This is a genomic window from Actinomadura rudentiformis (genome assembly GCF_008923185.1).
GTDB lineage: Bacteria > Actinomycetota > Actinomycetes > Streptosporangiales > Streptosporangiaceae > Spirillospora > Spirillospora rudentiformis.
Map to the genome: position 1 here is coordinate 85,189 of NZ_WBMT01000009.1, position 14,841 is coordinate 100,029.

General features: G+C 67.9%; 30 protein-coding genes and 1 tRNA gene. 27 read left to right on the forward strand and 4 right to left on the reverse strand.

The window, feature by feature from the left end:
- Positions 1-123 precede the first annotated feature (123 nt).
- On the forward strand, positions 124-1,197 hold the full coding sequence (locus tag F8566_RS19915) for a tyrosine-type recombinase/integrase (RefSeq protein ID WP_192809763.1): 1,074 nt from the start codon (positions 124-126) through the stop codon (positions 1,195-1,197).
- 28 nt (positions 1,198-1,225) lie between these two features.
- Here the strand turns inward: F8566_RS19915 and F8566_RS19920 are convergent.
- The 3 genes from F8566_RS19920 to F8566_RS19930 form a co-directional block, all read right to left on the reverse strand.
- A tRNA-Arg gene (locus F8566_RS19920) sits at positions 1,226-1,299 on the reverse strand.
- A 164-nt stretch (positions 1,300-1,463) separates the two neighbouring features.
- Positions 1,464-1,742, reverse strand: coding sequence for a hypothetical protein (locus F8566_RS19925; protein WP_151561973.1), 279 nt, complete (start codon positions 1,740-1,742; stop codon positions 1,464-1,466).
- Between the two features lie 247 nt (positions 1,743-1,989).
- The gene (locus F8566_RS19930) at positions 1,990-2,502 is read right to left on the reverse strand and encodes a helix-turn-helix domain-containing protein (protein ID WP_192809764.1); all 513 of its coding nucleotides are present in this window, start codon (positions 2,500-2,502) and stop codon (positions 1,990-1,992) included.
- 225 nt (positions 2,503-2,727) lie between these two features.
- On the opposite strand from F8566_RS19930, the gene F8566_RS19935 reads away from it, so the two are divergent.
- From F8566_RS19935 to F8566_RS20050, 26 genes are all read left to right on the forward strand, one after another.
- Positions 2,728-3,054 carry a helix-turn-helix domain-containing protein gene (locus F8566_RS19935; RefSeq protein WP_151561978.1) on the forward strand — a complete coding sequence of 109 codons (327 nt, stop codon included), beginning with the start codon at positions 2,728-2,730 and terminating at the stop codon, positions 3,052-3,054.
- Positions 3,054-3,356: a hypothetical protein gene (locus F8566_RS19940; RefSeq protein ID WP_151561980.1), complete on the forward strand. Its 303-nt coding sequence runs from the start codon at positions 3,054-3,056 to the stop codon at positions 3,354-3,356. The genes F8566_RS19935 and F8566_RS19940 overlap by 1 nt, the downstream gene beginning before the upstream one ends.
- An 83-nt stretch (positions 3,357-3,439) precedes the next feature.
- Entirely contained in the window at positions 3,440-3,970 is a 531-nt protein-coding gene (locus F8566_RS19945; RefSeq protein ID WP_151561981.1) for a hypothetical protein, read from the forward strand.
- On the forward strand, positions 3,967-4,485 hold the full coding sequence (locus tag F8566_RS19950; RefSeq protein WP_151561982.1) for a hypothetical protein: 519 nt from the start codon (positions 3,967-3,969) through the stop codon (positions 4,483-4,485). The genes F8566_RS19945 and F8566_RS19950 overlap by 4 nt, the downstream gene beginning before the upstream one ends.
- An 8-nt stretch (positions 4,486-4,493) precedes the next feature.
- Positions 4,494-4,745, forward strand: coding sequence for a hypothetical protein (locus tag F8566_RS19955; RefSeq protein WP_151561983.1), 252 nt, complete (start codon positions 4,494-4,496; stop codon positions 4,743-4,745).
- A complete protein-coding gene (locus F8566_RS19960; protein ID WP_151561984.1) occupies positions 4,742-5,233 on the forward strand; it encodes a hypothetical protein in 492 nt (163 codons plus the stop codon). Before F8566_RS19955 ends, F8566_RS19960 begins: the two co-directional genes overlap by 4 nt.
- Positions 5,230-5,400, forward strand: a complete 171-nt coding sequence (locus F8566_RS49955) for a hypothetical protein (RefSeq protein WP_192809765.1) — start codon at positions 5,230-5,232, stop codon at positions 5,398-5,400. The genes F8566_RS19960 and F8566_RS49955 overlap by 4 nt, the downstream gene beginning before the upstream one ends.
- Positions 5,397-5,591 carry a hypothetical protein gene (locus tag F8566_RS19965; protein WP_151561985.1) on the forward strand — a complete coding sequence of 65 codons (195 nt, stop codon included), beginning with the start codon at positions 5,397-5,399 and terminating at the stop codon, positions 5,589-5,591. The genes F8566_RS49955 and F8566_RS19965 overlap by 4 nt, the downstream gene beginning before the upstream one ends.
- A 34-nt stretch (positions 5,592-5,625) precedes the next feature.
- Positions 5,626-5,886, forward strand: a complete 261-nt coding sequence (locus F8566_RS19970) for a hypothetical protein (protein WP_151561986.1) — start codon at positions 5,626-5,628, stop codon at positions 5,884-5,886.
- A complete protein-coding gene (locus tag F8566_RS19975) occupies positions 5,883-6,677 on the forward strand; it encodes a hypothetical protein (protein ID WP_151561987.1) in 795 nt (264 codons plus the stop codon). The genes F8566_RS19970 and F8566_RS19975 overlap by 4 nt, the downstream gene beginning before the upstream one ends.
- Positions 6,674-7,042: a hypothetical protein gene (locus F8566_RS19980; protein ID WP_151561988.1), complete on the forward strand. Its 369-nt coding sequence runs from the start codon at positions 6,674-6,676 to the stop codon at positions 7,040-7,042. The genes F8566_RS19975 and F8566_RS19980 overlap by 4 nt, the downstream gene beginning before the upstream one ends.
- Positions 7,039-7,317: a hypothetical protein gene (locus F8566_RS19985; protein WP_151561990.1), complete on the forward strand. Its 279-nt coding sequence runs from the start codon at positions 7,039-7,041 to the stop codon at positions 7,315-7,317. The genes F8566_RS19980 and F8566_RS19985 overlap by 4 nt, the downstream gene beginning before the upstream one ends.
- A complete protein-coding gene (locus F8566_RS19990) occupies positions 7,314-8,198 on the forward strand; it encodes a hypothetical protein (RefSeq protein WP_151561992.1) in 885 nt (294 codons plus the stop codon). The genes F8566_RS19985 and F8566_RS19990 overlap by 4 nt, the downstream gene beginning before the upstream one ends.
- A gap of 1 nt (position 8,199) precedes the next feature.
- Positions 8,200-8,346, forward strand: a complete 147-nt coding sequence (locus F8566_RS49960) for a hypothetical protein (protein ID WP_192809766.1) — start codon at positions 8,200-8,202, stop codon at positions 8,344-8,346.
- Positions 8,343-8,882 carry a hypothetical protein gene (locus tag F8566_RS19995; RefSeq protein ID WP_151561994.1) on the forward strand — a complete coding sequence of 180 codons (540 nt, stop codon included), beginning with the start codon at positions 8,343-8,345 and terminating at the stop codon, positions 8,880-8,882. The genes F8566_RS49960 and F8566_RS19995 overlap by 4 nt, the downstream gene beginning before the upstream one ends.
- A complete protein-coding gene (locus F8566_RS20000; RefSeq protein ID WP_151561996.1) occupies positions 8,879-9,358 on the forward strand; it encodes an RNA polymerase sigma factor in 480 nt (159 codons plus the stop codon). Before F8566_RS19995 ends, F8566_RS20000 begins: the two co-directional genes overlap by 4 nt.
- Positions 9,358-9,633, forward strand: coding sequence for a hypothetical protein (locus F8566_RS20005; RefSeq protein ID WP_151561998.1), 276 nt, complete (start codon positions 9,358-9,360; stop codon positions 9,631-9,633). Before F8566_RS20000 ends, F8566_RS20005 begins: the two co-directional genes overlap by 1 nt.
- Positions 9,626-10,066, forward strand: coding sequence for a hypothetical protein (locus F8566_RS20010; protein WP_151562001.1), 441 nt, complete (start codon positions 9,626-9,628; stop codon positions 10,064-10,066). Before F8566_RS20005 ends, F8566_RS20010 begins: the two co-directional genes overlap by 8 nt.
- Positions 10,056-10,322 (forward strand): hypothetical protein, encoded by a 267-nt coding sequence (locus F8566_RS20015; RefSeq protein WP_151562003.1) that lies wholly within the window; start codon positions 10,056-10,058, stop codon positions 10,320-10,322. The genes F8566_RS20010 and F8566_RS20015 overlap by 11 nt, the downstream gene beginning before the upstream one ends.
- Positions 10,319-11,128 (forward strand): hypothetical protein, encoded by an 810-nt coding sequence (locus F8566_RS20020; protein ID WP_151562005.1) that lies wholly within the window; start codon positions 10,319-10,321, stop codon positions 11,126-11,128. The genes F8566_RS20015 and F8566_RS20020 overlap by 4 nt, the downstream gene beginning before the upstream one ends.
- Positions 11,121-11,426, forward strand: a complete 306-nt coding sequence (locus F8566_RS20025; RefSeq protein WP_151562007.1) for a hypothetical protein — start codon at positions 11,121-11,123, stop codon at positions 11,424-11,426. Before F8566_RS20020 ends, F8566_RS20025 begins: the two co-directional genes overlap by 8 nt.
- On the forward strand, positions 11,423-12,325 hold the full coding sequence (locus tag F8566_RS20030; RefSeq protein WP_225993346.1) for an adenine nucleotide alpha hydrolase family protein: 903 nt from the start codon (positions 11,423-11,425) through the stop codon (positions 12,323-12,325). The genes F8566_RS20025 and F8566_RS20030 overlap by 4 nt, the downstream gene beginning before the upstream one ends.
- Positions 12,322-13,497 carry a DNA cytosine methyltransferase gene (locus tag F8566_RS20035; RefSeq protein WP_151562009.1) on the forward strand — a complete coding sequence of 392 codons (1,176 nt, stop codon included), beginning with the start codon at positions 12,322-12,324 and terminating at the stop codon, positions 13,495-13,497. The genes F8566_RS20030 and F8566_RS20035 overlap by 4 nt, the downstream gene beginning before the upstream one ends.
- The gene (locus F8566_RS20040) at positions 13,494-13,814 is read left to right on the forward strand and encodes a hypothetical protein (RefSeq protein WP_151562011.1); all 321 of its coding nucleotides are present in this window, start codon (positions 13,494-13,496) and stop codon (positions 13,812-13,814) included. Before F8566_RS20035 ends, F8566_RS20040 begins: the two co-directional genes overlap by 4 nt.
- Positions 13,811-14,011: a hypothetical protein gene (locus tag F8566_RS20045; protein ID WP_151562013.1), complete on the forward strand. Its 201-nt coding sequence runs from the start codon at positions 13,811-13,813 to the stop codon at positions 14,009-14,011. The genes F8566_RS20040 and F8566_RS20045 overlap by 4 nt, the downstream gene beginning before the upstream one ends.
- Positions 14,008-14,565: a crossover junction endodeoxyribonuclease RuvC gene (locus tag F8566_RS20050; protein WP_151562015.1), complete on the forward strand. Its 558-nt coding sequence runs from the start codon at positions 14,008-14,010 to the stop codon at positions 14,563-14,565. Before F8566_RS20045 ends, F8566_RS20050 begins: the two co-directional genes overlap by 4 nt.
- A gap of 14 nt (positions 14,566-14,579) precedes the next feature.
- Here F8566_RS20050 and F8566_RS20055 read toward each other — a convergent pair whose 3' ends face one another.
- Positions 14,580-14,807, reverse strand: a complete 228-nt coding sequence (locus F8566_RS20055; RefSeq protein ID WP_151562018.1) for a type II toxin-antitoxin system Phd/YefM family antitoxin — start codon at positions 14,805-14,807, stop codon at positions 14,580-14,582.
- Positions 14,808-14,841: the final 34 nt, after the last annotated feature.

Below are 14,841 nucleotides of genomic sequence, written 5' to 3' on the forward strand. Positions count from 1 at the left end.
AGAAACTCGTTCGATCGCATGCAGGTCGTTGGCCGTAGGATTCTCACACGCCGGATCCGGGTGAAACCAAGCCCTACAAGTCTAATCCGGTGGTCGACTCTCGCTGCTCCGAGGGGGTTCGCTATGCCCGAGGCAGAGATCATCCCATTCGAGCCGCCCCGCCGCCCCAGACGCACCCCCAGACGATCCCGGACCACCGCCGCTCCCCGCGGGCTCGGCTTCACCCAGGCGATGGAGTCCTGGGAGCTCGCGCTCAACTCGCGCGGCAAGGCGGCCGGGACCATCCGCTCCTACCGCGACGCGGTGAGGAACTTTACCAACTGGCTCGGCCAGGAAGGCTGCATCTGCCGCCACCCGGACCCGGTCGAGCCGTGCCCGGTCAAGCCGCACGGCCGCACCACCCGAGACATCCCGACCGTAGAAATGATCACCGCGGAAGACGTGCGGATCTACCTCACGCACGAGAGGCGGCGCACGAGCCCAGGCAACGCCCATAAGGTGTTCAGGAATCTGCGAGCCCTGTTCAACTGGCTCATCGACGAAGGCGACCTCGAAGGCCCCAGCCCGGTCCGGAACGCCGACGCGCCGGACGTGCCCGAGCGAGAGCTGCCGCCGCTGTCGGACGAAGAGATCGCCAAGCTGCTGAAGACGTGCAAGAGCGGCGGCTCGCACGACGATCTGCGCGACTACGCCATCATGCGGCTGCTGCTGGACATCGGCCCCCGCGTCGCCGGACTGGCCGGAATCCGCTACGCGCCCGACGACCCCAAGGCCAACGACGTCCACTTGGCCCAATACGAGATCCGCATCCGGCTCAAGGGCGGCGACGACTACCTGGCACCGATCGGCAAGCAGGCCGCCGCGGCCATCGACCGCTACATCCGCCGCGCCCGCATGGAACATCCTGACGCCGAGAGCACCGCGCTGTGGCTGGGGAAGTTCGGGCCGCTCGGCGTCTCCGGGGTGCAGGCGCTGCTGCGCCGTCGCGGTGACCAGGCCGGCGTCGTCGGCGTGACGCCGCACCGGTTCCGGCGCACCGCGGCAACGAACTGCGTGGATTCCGATCAGAGCGAGACCGACGTCATGCACAACTTCGGCTGGAAGCGGCCGGAGATGGTGCGGCACTACACCAAGGCGACGGCGAAGACGCGGGCCCGCCGCAACCACCAGCGGAGCTCGCCAGCGGACAGGTACTGATCGACGATCGCACTGATCAAGGACTCGGCGCCCCGGGCAGGATTCGAACCCGCGACCATCTGCTTAGAAGGCAGGTGCTCTGTCCAGCTGAGCTACCGGGGCACATCGTCGTCGAGGCAGATTACTACCGACCCCCACCTGCATGCGACTGGCTTCCCGGCCGGATCCGGGCACGAAAAACCGCGCGTGAGCGGGCGGACGCTCGCGCGCGGCTCCGTTCGGCTGATCGCGGTGGCTTAACCGGCCAGATCTGGGCCGGTCAAACCTCAGCCGACGCGGGGAAGGTCTTGACCTCTCGAATCCTCGCCGCCGGCGCCGCGAGCCCTCTTCAGCCCATGCTCAAGGCCCTGAGCGTAGAAGAGCCCGCTGATCCGGTGCAGCGTATCTGAGTCCCCTGCGTCGCCCCCCCTGCAGAGGAGACGCAGAGAGAAGATCACCATGCCTGCGAGGAGCAGGCCGTGGAGTCTCACTGGATCGAAGATCCCCCAGATGAGTGCTGTGCCGGCGCACACAGCGAAACCGATGATGTCGACGGCGCGGAGCACCTTGACCCCCTTACCTCTGGCTGTTCACCGGAGTTTTCCCCGAATCGGTGTCGCCCTGGCCGGGTGAGGCGTTCGCCGATACCAGATCCTGCTCTGGTCTTCCGGTCTGCCTGTCAAACGATGATGGCTGCAAGGGGTCCGGATGTCAGCCCTCAAGTGACAGGAATGTCACTATGTGAAAGATCGGTCACAGAGGGCAACAAGCGACAAGTGGGAACGGAAGGGCGTAAGTGACTTGCGCGTCATGTTAGGACCCGCGCTGTACCGCGTGCGGCCCGGTCGTGGCGCCACCGTCGTCATCGGTGTCGTCGGTGCCGTCCTCCGACCGCTGCGGTATCGCCAGGAGCGTGCTGAACAGGCGCTCATTCTGCCGCTTGGCATCGAGCAGGCTCAGATAGATCTCCTCCACCACAGAGCGCTGCGGCTCCGGCAACGAGGCGATGACGGCTCTGGCCTTGGTGTCGAAATCGCTGGTGCCCGCCGCCGCGATGACACCCTCAGGGTCGTCGTCGGGCAGCGGTCCTGAAACGGGGAAGCCGCCCTCGGCGATGCGGGCGAGGTCGCCCTCATCCCAGTCGAGAGCCTGCTCGATCTTCTCCCGGCTGGCCTTCTGAGGCCAGCGCGTAGCCGACTCCAAGCTCCCAACGGTCTTGGGGTCGACGCGCGCCCGCTCGGCGAGCTGCTCTTGGGTGATGTCGAGTGCTCTCCGTCGGGCGACGACGTAGCGGGCTACCCGCTGCCGATCTCCGTGTCGGCTCATGGCCCACATGATGCCTGTGTCCGGAACATTTTGGAACATTATCCGGCCACAGAGGACCAAAGTCTTCCCTGCCGTGTTGGACTCACATCCGTCCAATCAGGTTCCGGGCGTCCCCAACTTTGCCTCCAGACGGCATCCGAGAACTGGAACTCCAGAAGGTCGATCCCCAAGAAATCTTGGGGATCGACCTTGCATTGTTCCAAAATGTTCCAGTAGCTTCGTGGCATGGAACACACCACGGGGCTCGCCGAGGGGGTCGACCCGGAGGCCTATCGGATCGGACAAAAGCTGCGAAACATCCGGAAGTTCCACGACTTCTCCCTCCAAGATCTGGGAGAGCGACTCGGCCGGACGCACAGCAGCCTTTCCAAGATCGAAAACGGGCTCACGCGACCCGAGCGGACGTACCAGCTCATCGGCCCGCTCGCCGACATCTACGGCATCCCGGCCAAGGACATCGTCAAGGCGCTCTACCCGCCCGACGGTCCCCACCCCGTACCGCCCGAACTGCTGCTCAGCGCACACGTCGCCGATGTCGCGGAGGAGTCCTAATGGCCCGCAAGACACCCGAACAGCTCAAGGCCGAAGCGCGCAGTCGCGCAGCGAGTATCGCCGCCCACGCCAGCTGGGCCCAGACGCCCGACCGGACCGAGCGCGCCGCAGCCGGATACCACGCGTCCCCCCAGTCGCTCGCGTACTGGATCGCCTGGGCGAAGGACACGCACCCGCAGATGCCGCACGCGCAGCAGGTCAAGGCTGCCAAGAACGCCTACAGCGCGCACATGAGGCAGCTGTCCGCCAAAGCCGTCGCTAAAAGGGCCAAGCAGGCGACGGGCGAGGACGCCGTGGCCTGACGAAAGAAGGGCCCGCCAGCCGCTCCTATCCGGCCGACGGACCCGAGCCCCGCAACCTCCCCAACCAGAAAGGACGCAGGGCCTTGACCACCATCATCCCCCAGAAGACCACCTCCCCGGACGAGGCGGCGGACACCCCACGCCGGCACCTGTTCGTGCTGGCCAACCGCGCGGTCGCGCTCCCGCACATGAGCGTTGAAGACGAGGTCGCGATGGCCTCGGTGATCGTCGACCGGTTCGAGCGCGACGACGAGTTCCGCGCACTCTGCGACGCCGTCCGGTTCCGCGCGCACACCCGCGCCGAGCAGGCCCTGGACGTGCTGACCGGCGTCGCGGACGGGGCACTGGCCCCGGAGATCGTCTCCCGCCGAACCGACCTGTCCGGGCACACGATCACGATCGAGCGGTGCGACCGCGAGACCGCACAGGCACGCTGGGACGTCGCCGACCGGATGGCGCTGTGGGGGCGGCTGGCCGTCGTCGAGCGCACGGACGGGCGCCTGAGCAAGGTCTGCGCGATCGAGGGCGTGGACTACGTCACCGACATCGAGCAGGCCGCCGAAGGTACGGCCCGAACCTACGGCGCTCGGTACGTGCAGGACGGCGCGAAGTGACCGCCGCAACGCACGCTGGCGTACACACCATCCACGCCCAGATCCGCGAACTCCTCCACCCCATCGCGCCGCCCGCCCCGCGGGTGCCCCGCCGGGTCCTGACCGAGCTCCAGAACGTCATCACCTTCCAGGCCCTCAAGTGCCACAACCCCACCGCGCACATGGGGACCCTCCTACTGGAGGAGTTCGGCATGCGGGCCGTCCAGTTCATGGAGATGCCGCCCACGTGGGAGGAGCGGGCCGAGCAGTGGGAGGCCCTCGCCTGGGAGTACCTGCGCGGGCCGGAGGACGACTCGCCGACGTGGACGCGTGTGGACGAGCTGGCGCCTGGCCTTTGCGAGGAGGACCGCACCAACTGGTTCGAGGTGCTCTACACCGCGCTACCCATCCGCGAAGGCGACTACGAGCTGATGGACCTGCCGCTCGACGACCGCGACCCCGACGCGATCGAGCGCCAGGCGCGCGCCGACGTGGACGAGGCGATCGAGCACCTGATCGGGGGTGCTCGCCGGTGACCGCCCCAATGCTGACCCGCGACGAGGTGCGCGAGGCCCTTGATCGCTCCGAACGGTACATCAGGGAAGCGCTGGAACTGCTGTGGGACGAAGACGTCATCCCGCAACTCGACGCGGCCATTCAGTGTCAGCGCATCGCGATGGGCGAAGCTGACCCGTCCACGATGGACGATCGCGCCGACTCGTGCTCATGCCCGGTCGAGTTGGCGGCGCGAGGCGGGTTCACGAGCACGTGCCCGACGCATGGAGGCGGTTCATGACCGCCCCCTCAAGCGGCGTCCCCGCGCACTGGCCACCGCAGCCAGGCGACGTCTGGGCCGCACACGACGGCCTGCACTACTTCGCCCAGCAAGCCGACGAAAACTTCGACGACCACGGCCTGTACCTCATGGACGTCGCCGGCGAAGTCCACGCCCAAGGCTCACTCCTGCACCAGGAGCCGGGCCTGAAGCTCGCCTACCGCGCCACCGGCGACACCACCCTCCTGGACCTGCTCCAAGCCCTCCACGCCGCACTCGACGTCCCGCTCAACGCCCACGCACGCGACGACTACGCGCGCGGCCGGCTCCTGCACCACCGCGCCATTGTCGCCCGCACGGCCATCGCAGACGCGGCCCAGCCCGGTGCCGACCTCGGTTACGTCGCCGAGTTCCTGGCTCAGTACATGTCCGAACTGCAGGCCTCCTACGAGCCGCTGTGCATGGACTGCGAACGCTACCCCTGCTCATGCGGGGAGGTGGAGCAGTGATCCAGCTCGCCACCGAAGCCATCACCGCATTCCTCCGCCGCGACGAGAACGCCGAAGTCCGGCGGCTCGCCGGACGAGTCACCGCACTCGAAGAACAGGTGCGCGCGTTCAGCTTGCGCATCGACCACCTCGAAGCCCTGCTGCAGGAACGGGACGGTGCGCCATGACGCTCATCGCTCGTGTCCAGAGGTGGCGGATCCAGCGGCGCCTGCTCGCCGCGCCCGGCCTGACGCCCGGCGCCGAGGCCGCTGCCACGCGGCGGCTCATCGCCGACCTGCGCGCCGGTGTCGGGGGTGCGACCCCGGCACCGGCAGGCGACACCCACACCCACATGTCTGAAGGGCGACATCGACCATGAACATTATCCACCGCCAGCGGGCCGGAGCGGTCCGGTGAACGGCCGCATCGTGTCCGGCGCGCCCGAGGAAGTCTCCATCGCCGGGACCGCCATCGCCCACATCCCGCTCTACGGCAACCCCGAGGTCGGCGGGCTGCGAGTCGATGCCGACGGGTCCGCCGTGATCCCCATCGACGACGGTGCTCTGCACATCGAGTACGGCGACCTGGCGACGCTCGACCGCTGGTTCGCCGCCATCACCACCGCCCGGCAGCGCATGTGGCTGCACCATCACGGCGGCAAGGAGGCGGCGTGAACTACGACCACCACCGCGCCCACGTCGCAGAAGTCGCAGAGCGATTCGCCAAAGAGGCGGGCGGCCATCAGATGACCGTCCTACACGACGACGGCCACTACCGGCACCTGCGGTTCAAGCCCGCCGCAGGCCACAGCTTCTACTGGTTCGACCTCGTCACGATCCCGCACGCCCTCATCTTCCGGGGTGACGGCACCAGCTTCGTGTTCTCCCGCATCGAGGACATGTTCGCCTTCTTCCGGGGCTCCAGCCACAACGGCGGAATCAACGCGACGTACTGGGCGGAGAAACTCACCAGTGACCGCGACAGCGTCATGACCTACGACGCCGACCTGTTCGAGCTGACGGTCAAAGAGCATGCCGTCCAGGCGATCCGCGACAGGGAGGCACCGCGCGGCATCGGCCGAGCCATCAAGCGGATGCTCGAAGAGGGCGACACCGGCCACGAAGAGGGCGCCCGCGACGAACTCAACGCCTTCGCATACGCGGTCCACAGGGCCTCGTGCTCATGCGGCGACGCGGCGGAGTTCAACGACGACCTAGATGCCTGGGCCTGGTCCCGCCACCACGTAAAGGAACAGCAGGGCCAGCACAACGTCAGTGTGAAGTGCCTCGCCGAGTTCCGCTTCGCCGAAACGTGGGAGTGGGACCTGCGCAGCTTCGACTGGTGGTTCCTGTGGGCCTGCCACGCGATCGTCTGGGGCATTGGACGGTACGACGCCGCACTCCGCGAACTGGCCGCTCAAAAGGCCACTCAGCCCGTCACGAGCCAGGCCGGAGGCGCGGCATGAGCGCGCACCGACACCTCGCCACCGCCGCTGAAAAGTTGCGCACAACGCTGCCGGGCGACCTCTCGGCAACTCCCCGCCTCGTCATGACCGACTCCGAGTCCGTGGACGGGATCGCGTTCTGTGTCGAGCACCTGCTGCCGCTCGACGGCGAGCACACGTATTCGGCCTGCGACAACTACTGGGTCATCGAGTGCCACCACGAGTCGCTCGCCGAACTCATCCACACGCTCCTGCTCGCCCGAGCTCCGCTGGCGGACTGGCTGCACGACTGGGAGGGCTTCGAGATCCGCGAAGACGGACCGATGCCCGACGACCTCAAGGCCGCGCTCAGCATCGCTCGCACCGTGAACGGAGGCGCGGCATGAGGGAGCACCCCGAACAGTACGAGCAGCAGCGCCAGCGCATGCTCCGCGACGCCCGGCGCGAAGCCGCCAACACCCAGGCGGCACTCGACGCCGTCATCGCCGACCTAAACACCGACACGGTGTCCACCGTCCACACGCGCCGGCTCTCGGCCGCCGTGGCGTTCCTGAACGAGAGCGTCGCCTGGCTCGCCGCCATGGACGCCACCGCCGACCTCTACACCGCTTTCGGTCGCGCCACCCTGCCCGCCACCGACACCAACGGAGATGTCCGATGACCGGCCCCCACCCCATCCCCACCCAGGCGCCCCAGCAAGCCGTCAGCCAGACCGCGCCGCACCCCGCCGCACTCGACATCCCCGCCTGGGCCCACGCCCTGCGCATCGCCGCCATCACCGAAGCACAAGAAGCCGACACCTGCCTGCGCAAAGAACGCGACGCCTGCGGCGACCTCGCCCACTATCAGCAGTGGGCCAACCAAGAGCGCGCCCGCCTCGAAGAACACCTCCGGGCCGTCCACGCCCAGACGATGGCCAAACTCGACGAGATCAGCGCCGAAGAGCAGCAGCTCGAAAAGGTCCACGACGCGACCAAGAACGACAAGCGGCGACACCTCAAGAGCGCCGAAGGCGCTGAGCATGCCTGGCTCGACTTCTGCACGCGCGAAGGCGTCGACCCCAAAGCCGTCCCGCCGGTTCACATCGACAACGACGCCGCATCAGGCAACGGGCACACACCCACCTCTTCGGCGCCTGCCGGGCCGCCCGGCGCGATCACCGACGCGTGCATCGACTACGTCAACCAGACCTTCTACGACGGCGCCGCCACCCACGACCTCGCGAAGGTCTTCGTTACCTGCGACGATGCCGAGTACGCCTGGACCGGGCGCACCGCGCCCGGCGAGACCGGCGACCAGGTGCCCCTCATGGGCGCCATCGCCGGACACGGCAACCACATCCCGTTCGACCACCTCACCCGGCACTACGGCCTGACCGCCACCAGCCGAGACCGTACCGCCGCACCGGCGTTCGACGGTGGTGTCACGCGCGGTGACATCCACCTCAGCGACATCCGGCCCGCGCAGGACGTGAACGGCACCGGGCCGCAGCAGGCCGCCGGAGCCGCCCCCTTTCCCACCACCGGCGAGCGGGGTGAGTGACATGACAGTGCCTGGATGGCCGCGAATCGCCGCCTGCGTCGCGCTCGTGCTCTGGCTCACCGCCATCTCCGCCCTCGCCGTCCCCGCCGCCGTGCTGCGGCGTGAACGGCCCGCCGTGCAGGCCGAGCAGGAAGGAGCGGCGGCATGAACGAGCCGATGACCGACAAGCAGCTCGACGCCATCTGTGAGCGCTGGGCCTACATCCCGCCCGGCGAGAAACCGACCATCACTGTCACCGACACGATGCGGCCTGGGCTGATGCTCAACGCCCTCGGCCACGTGCACGACGACGTCCCCGCGCTCATCACTGAAGTGAAGCGGCTGCGCGAGCAGGTCAAGAAGCTCGCCGCGGAGCGAAGGCGCACCTACGACGCCCTCACCGATCAGGGTCGTGCAGCCGCCGACGCTTCGAACGACCTCGAAGACGGTATCAACTTCGACCTCCTCGCCAAGAACGCCGAAGTCGCCGGACTCGTGGACACGCTGACAAACGTCAGGGACGAACGTGACCGCGTCGCCGAGAAGGTGAAGCGGGTCACGGCACTACGGGACCGATGGGAGGCCACCGCCCGCAACCCCTCTGTTTACCGCCACGGCGGTGCAGAGCACGCGGCAGCCCTCGCGGCCAGTCATCTGCCCGACCTGCGACGCGCCCTCGACGGCGAGAAGGCGGTGCGGTCATGACCCCCGACGAGTTCACCGCCACCTACCGCGAGCACTACCCGCGCCTGGTCAACCTCGCCCGCCGCATCGTCGGCGACCAAGCCACCGCTGAAGACGTCGCACAAGACGCCTTCGTCGCCCTCCTCAAAGCCACACTCCACGACGAACAGACAGTGCCGCGATTCCTCAGCGTCGCCGTCAAGAACCGAAGCCGGGACGTACTGCGGCACCGCAAAGTTGCACACAAATACGCGCCCTTTGAGACGTTCGGGCCGCTCAGCGCCGAATACGCCCTGTCAGTCGCGCTGTTCATCGACATCATCGCGGCCCTGCGGACACTGCCGGCCTCCCAGCGCCGCGCGATCGTGCTGCGCACCTACGCCGGACTGTCCGAAGCGGAAATCGCCGACCGGATGGGGTGGGCGCGAGGGACCGTCAAGTCCCACACCGCGCGGGCCCGCGCCTCGCTTCGTCGTGAACTCGCAGAGGTGGCGTGATGACCTACGACCACGGCCCGCTGCGCACCTACGAGATCGTCTGGCGCTCCGGCCACGTCGAGACCGTGCAAGGGCATCAAGTCAGCTTCTCCGGCGGCCAATACGCCCTCTTCGACAACGGCCCCAAGGCACCAGTCCGGTTCCACATCCACGGCCAGTTCGACGGTCACTGGCGCCTCGTGCTCGCCGAACTGGAGGACGACGTGGCCATCATCCGGGACGTCACCGAGCCCGAGCAGATCAAGTCGAGCGGAGAGGGGGATGGCCATGACTGAGCCAGCTGACGGGCGCCTCATCGAGCAGCTACGCAGCGAGATCAGCGGACTGCACGAGACCGTCGCAGCGGCCGACGCCGACCGCGACCGGCTGGACACAGCGCTGAATGAGGCACTGTGCGAGCGGGATGACCTCAACGACCTTCTAGACCAGTTCGCATGGTCCGTCGCGCCCATCGAAGTGATCGGCGAGCACTCCAGTGGCAACGACCCATGGGCGAACGCGATGGAGATAGTCACGCCCGCCGCTGACGTAGAACAGCTCCGCGCCGATCGAGACCGTCTCGCCGGAGTCGTCAAGCAGGCGATCGCCTACCTCGAAGCGCGCAACCGCATCTCTCCCGACGGCCTCCCCGCCAAAGACTGCGCCGGGCTCGTCGAGCGCCTCCGCTCCGCCCTCAAAGAGCCGCAGGAGGCGCCCGATGCTGAATGACCTCGCCGCCTACGCCACCGCCACCGACTGGGCCGACCTCGTCATCACCACCCGAGGTCGCATCGCCTGGTGGCTCATCCTCACCGCCGCCGGCACCGGCGTCACCGGCATCCTCATCGGCTTCATCTGGGGCGACCGCGCAGGCACCGCACGCGAACGCGACCGCCTCGAAACCGGCGGCTACGTCACCACACAGCCGGGTGCGCAAGTCAGCGACCAGCGCGGCTACGGCGCCACCGAAAAGAGAACGTCATGACCAAGACCAACTTCGCTCGCAGTGACCGCGACGAGCTACGCCACCTCCGGGAACTGCAGCAGGCCGCCCTTGAAGCCTGCGATGCCGACGCCCTGAGCACCCTCATCGGCCAGGTCGCCACCGGTTCAGCCGACCAGGCCGAGGTCGAGAAGCTGCGCGCTGCCGTTGGCGACCTCCTCCTTCGGGTCAAAAGCCTGCACGAGGACAACACGCGGCTGCGCGATCAGGCGTACCGCGACACCGTCACCAACCGCGAGTACTGCCGAAGCGTCGAGGAAGCCGCGCAAAGACGCGCACGAGACCGAGCCCAGGACTTCGCCGTCCGCGCACTACAGGACCTGGTTCACCCGGTCAGGCAGCTCGCCGAGCGCTACCCCTCCGCACAGGCAGACCGTGTACTGAGCAAGCTAGAGCGCGAGATCGACCCCGAATCGCCGCGCGCGGTGCTCGCCGACATGCAGGCCGCTCACCGCCGCCTGATGGCGGAGAAGAGGGCGCTGTGGAACACCCTGTTCCGGCACGGGCTGCTCAACGACCTGGATCCGGTGCGCCCGGAGAACCGTCAGGACGAAGCGCCCGCAGCGAAGCCGGCACGCATGTGGCCGCTGCGCGACGACAGCGCCAAACACCAGATCCGGCTCATCACCCCCGCGAACTCGCACGACATCGCCGTCACCTGCACGTGCATGCCCGCCGGGACCTGGTTGGACGCCGCACCCATCCTGCCTGCCGAACGGGCCATCGCCGCCTACCGCGAACACGTGAATGCCCGCGAGCCGGCGAAGGAGGTGGAGCGCGATGCCTAGGTTCTTCTACGAAGTTCCGCTGTTCGGCGAGCCGGAAGTCGTCGCACCGCCCGCGCCCAAGCGCAAAACCGACCCGCTCAAAGTGAAGGTCACCTGGTCTCGGTACAGGCCGACCAACCCGGCGAAGTGCACCGATTGCATGGCCGTCCACGCGCAGACCGGCGGCAAGGGCCCGCACTCGCGCATCGCCGTGTGGAAGCGCAAAGCGGGCGAGGACGTCGCGCTGCTGTGCTACCCGCACGCCCAGCAGCGGCGCGACGAGGACGGCCTGCCCAAGCTGAAGGGCGGCCAACGGTGACCACTCCAGCTCTTCGCATCCTCAGCCTCGGCGCCGGCGTGCAATCCACCGCCCTGTACCTCCTCGCCTGCGAGGGGAGGATCGGCAGGTTCGACGCCGCGATTTTCGCTGACACCGGCTGGGAGACAAGGGCCACGCAGACCCACCTCGCACGCCTCAAAGCGGTCGGCGGCGATATCCCAATCCACGACGTCAGCCAAGGCAACATCCGCTCCGACGCCCTCGATCCGGACCGCGACTTTGTGTCGATGCCGGTCTTCTACATCACTGACGAGGGCCAGAGCGGAATGGGGCAGCGGCAGTGCACCAACAAGTACAAGCTGCGGCCGATCAAGCGAGAGGTGCGGCGACTACTCGGCTACCCACACCCCGCCCGCATTCCCGCGCACGTGTACGCCGACGTGGCCGTCGGCTTTTCCAAGGACGAGATCGGACGCGTCGGAGGATCCGGCCGCCGCTACCTCAACAACGTCCATCCGCTGCTGGACCTGGACGGATCGGCGGACGGCGGTCAGGGCTGGACCCGCAAAGACTGCGAACGCTACCTGCGGTCACAGGGGTGGACCGAGGTGTCCAAGTCCGCATGCGTCGGATGCCCACTACATGGCCCAGCTCAGTGGCGCACCCTGCGCGATAACGATCCCGGGGGCTGGGCTGATGCCATCGCGTTTGACAAGGCGATCCGGCACGCCCGGCCCGGCCGGCCCGGCCGGCAGCAATTCCTGCACCGCAGTCTCCTGCCACTGGACGAGGCTCCCATCGATCGGGTTTCGCGTCGCGAGTGGCAGGACCGGCAAGTCGACCTTCTCGACGTTATCGCTGACGAAGCCGCCGAATCAGGAGATCTCGATGGCTGCGGCCCCTGGATGTGCCGATCCGGTCAGGCGGTGAGCCGATGAACACCCACAGGCGCGCCGGGCTGAGCAACAGCTCCCCGGCGCCCGCCCCGCCCGCCGCACACCCGCCTGTGGCGGGCGGGGCAACCATCCTGGAAGGCTTCGCCGGCGCCGGCGGCCTCAGTGAGGCACTCCGCATGCTCGGCCTCACCGGCTCTCTCGGCATCGAGATGAACAGCGACGCATGCGCCACCGCTGAAGCAGCCGGGCATCGACGCCTGCAAGCCGATATCCGCACGCTCAGACCCGATGACTTCCCAGACGCCACCGTCTGGATCTCGGGGCCTCCATGCCAGACCTACACCCGCGGCGGCAAGCAGACCGGAGTGGCTGACCACGACAAGGTCATCGCGGGGATCGAAGCGATCAGCGACGGCAAGCCCCTGCCGACCGACTACACCGACCCGCGGACTCCGCTCGTGCTGGAGACCATCCGGTTCGCCGTCGACCTGCCCAATCTGCGCGTCCTCATCGCCGAACAGGTCCCAGCCGTACGGGACATCTGGATCGAGATGTGCGCCGAGTTCGCGACCTTCCACCGGTGCGAATCGGTCAACGTCGTCACCGTCGCCGCCGACGACTTCGGCACCCCCACCCGCCGCGTCCGTGTCTTCCTCATCGCCACCCGCGACTACACGCCCGACCTCGCCCTGCTGCCGCACCGCGGTCGCTGGGAGAGCGGGCGATTCGCCGCGGGCATCACCGAGCACCAGGCCGCACCGAAGACCCGGTTCCCACGCCTGACGATGGCGAAGGTGCTCGGCTGGCCTGCCGGAGTGAAGGTCAACACTCGCGGGGCCCGCAAGACCGCCGGCGGCAACCTCTTCTCCGCTGACGGGCCTGCCCCCGCGCTGACGCAGAGCACCCGGTCCTGGTACCGCACCGACCTGGGGCCGGTCGACGGCCGTCTCACGCCCGCACAAGGCGCCCTCTTGCAGGGCTTCCCACCTGACTATCCGTGGCAGGGCAGTCGCACCAGCCAGTTCCAGCGCATCGCCGACACCGTGAGCCCACTCATGGGCGCCGCCGTCATTGGCGCAACGCTCGGCCTGCCTTGGCAGAGCGCCATCTGGTCGCGACTCAACGAGTTGTACGGCGTCCGTTTCCCGATCTCGACGACCGGTGTCCAACTCGACCTCTTCGACGAAACCGACTCCTTGGAGGAGGTGGCATGACACCGCATATGACCAGCGTCAACCTGGAGCAGATCGCCGTCAGCCTGCAAGGCGACTTCGAGCTCCTCATCACCCACCGCGACGCCGACTACGCGCTCGCCTGGGTTCGCTCCGAGCCGGCCGCAGCAGGTGGATACAACCTGTGGGCCAGCGCCGACACCGACGACGTCCGCTACGGCCACGACATCGCGCGCGAACTCGCCCGGCAAATCTGCGGTGAAGACGAGCTCGCCGCAGGCGGATTCGTCATCCAGGTCTGCGACCACGAGAACGCCCTCGCCGAGATCGCCTTGCAGGTGAACGAGGTGACGGCGTGACGACCAGCACAGCAGCACCGACGCTGCAGGGTCTGCCCGCGCTGCTGGCCACGGCTGAAAGCCGCGCCAGCTGGGCTGCCTACCTTGACCGGCTCGAAGCGGCTGGCTACGGCAGCAAGAAGGACGAGGCCATGCGCGACTACATCGACTCGTCTCGCCGACGGCTCGCCGCCTGTAACCGGGGAGACGGATCATGACGCCGCAGGTCATGGGCATCGACCTCGCCGCCGCCTGCAGCGGAATCGCCATGCCCCGCGGCACCACCCACGTCATCCGCGAACCCAAAGCGCGCGGCAAGAAACGCTGCCTGCTCGACGACCTCGACCGCATCGACCACGTCGAAGAACACGTCGCCGGCCTGCTCGCGCACTACGCGGTCGACCTGGCCGTCATCGAGGACTACGCGGCCGGCATCAAGTCGGCCGCGGCGCACCGGCTCGCCGAGATCGGTGGTGTCGTCCGCCTCGCCTGCCACCGCGCCGGAGTCCCCATCGCCCTCGTCAACGTCATGCACCTGAAGATCTACGCCACCGGCAACGGTCACGCCGAGAAACGCGACATGGCGATCGCCGCCTACAAGCGCTGGAACTCCGCAGAGTTCGCCACCGACGACGAATGCGACGCCGCGTGGCTGCGCTCCATGGGCATGCGGCGCCTCGGCCACCCGCTCGAAGACCTCCCGCAGACGCATCTCGCGGCGATGGGGAAAGTGGCGTGGCCTGAGGTCGCGGAGCGGGAGGCGCCGTGCTGACCGGGGCTCGGATGTCAGGACTTGGGGGCGTCGTCGGGACTTCTCCTGGCGGCGAGCACCTTGTCGTACTCCTCTGGCGTCACGAGGTAAATGCGGCGGCGGCCTCGGACCGTCAGCGCGCTCACCACCCCTTCCTCCCGAGCCTGCTCAATGAGCCGAGTGAGCATCGGGCGGGCGATGGTCAACGGCACTTCCTGCACGCCGTCCTCAGCGATCACCGGTTCCTGATCAATGGCAGCCATGGAAAGAGTGTAAGACAACACCAATCTGGTGACT

Bases quoted from the DNA above. Each gene is read 5' to 3' on its own strand.
- F8566_RS19915 (WP_192809763.1), top strand. From the start codon at position 124: ATGCCCGAGGCAGAGATCATCCCATTCGAGCCGCCCCGCCGCCCCAGA.
- F8566_RS19955 (WP_151561983.1), top strand. From the start codon at position 4,494: ATGCTGACCCGCGACGAGGTGCGCGAGGCCCTTGATCGCTCCGAACGG.
- F8566_RS20025 (WP_151562007.1), top strand. From the start codon at position 11,121: ATGCCTAGGTTCTTCTACGAAGTTCCGCTGTTCGGCGAGCCGGAAGTC.
- F8566_RS19960 (WP_151561984.1), top strand. From the start codon at position 4,742: ATGACCGCCCCCTCAAGCGGCGTCCCCGCGCACTGGCCACCGCAGCCA.
- F8566_RS20050 (WP_151562015.1), top strand. From the start codon at position 14,008: ATGACGCCGCAGGTCATGGGCATCGACCTCGCCGCCGCCTGCAGCGGA.
- F8566_RS49960 (WP_192809766.1), top strand. From the start codon at position 8,200: ATGACAGTGCCTGGATGGCCGCGAATCGCCGCCTGCGTCGCGCTCGTG.
- F8566_RS20035 (WP_151562009.1), top strand. From the start codon at position 12,322: ATGAACACCCACAGGCGCGCCGGGCTGAGCAACAGCTCCCCGGCGCCC.
- F8566_RS20010 (WP_151562001.1), top strand. From the start codon at position 9,626: ATGACTGAGCCAGCTGACGGGCGCCTCATCGAGCAGCTACGCAGCGAG.
- F8566_RS19940 (WP_151561980.1), top strand. From the start codon at position 3,054: ATGGCCCGCAAGACACCCGAACAGCTCAAGGCCGAAGCGCGCAGTCGC.
- F8566_RS19930 (WP_192809764.1), bottom strand. From the start codon at position 2,502: ATGAGCCGACACGGAGATCGGCAGCGGGTAGCCCGCTACGTCGTCGCC.
- F8566_RS19995 (WP_151561994.1), top strand. From the start codon at position 8,343: ATGAACGAGCCGATGACCGACAAGCAGCTCGACGCCATCTGTGAGCGC.
- F8566_RS20015 (WP_151562003.1), top strand. From the start codon at position 10,056: ATGCTGAATGACCTCGCCGCCTACGCCACCGCCACCGACTGGGCCGAC.
- F8566_RS19980 (WP_151561988.1), top strand. From the start codon at position 6,674: ATGAGCGCGCACCGACACCTCGCCACCGCCGCTGAAAAGTTGCGCACA.
- F8566_RS20040 (WP_151562011.1), top strand. From the start codon at position 13,494: ATGACACCGCATATGACCAGCGTCAACCTGGAGCAGATCGCCGTCAGC.
- F8566_RS19965 (WP_151561985.1), top strand. From the start codon at position 5,397: ATGACGCTCATCGCTCGTGTCCAGAGGTGGCGGATCCAGCGGCGCCTG.
- F8566_RS19985 (WP_151561990.1), top strand. From the start codon at position 7,039: ATGAGGGAGCACCCCGAACAGTACGAGCAGCAGCGCCAGCGCATGCTC.
- F8566_RS20055 (WP_151562018.1), bottom strand. From the start codon at position 14,807: ATGGCTGCCATTGATCAGGAACCGGTGATCGCTGAGGACGGCGTGCAG.
- F8566_RS20020 (WP_151562005.1), top strand. From the start codon at position 10,319: ATGACCAAGACCAACTTCGCTCGCAGTGACCGCGACGAGCTACGCCAC.
- F8566_RS19935 (WP_151561978.1), top strand. From the start codon at position 2,728: ATGGAACACACCACGGGGCTCGCCGAGGGGGTCGACCCGGAGGCCTAT.
- F8566_RS20000 (WP_151561996.1), top strand. From the start codon at position 8,879: ATGACCCCCGACGAGTTCACCGCCACCTACCGCGAGCACTACCCGCGC.
- F8566_RS20005 (WP_151561998.1), top strand. From the start codon at position 9,358: ATGACCTACGACCACGGCCCGCTGCGCACCTACGAGATCGTCTGGCGC.
- F8566_RS19990 (WP_151561992.1), top strand. From the start codon at position 7,314: ATGACCGGCCCCCACCCCATCCCCACCCAGGCGCCCCAGCAAGCCGTC.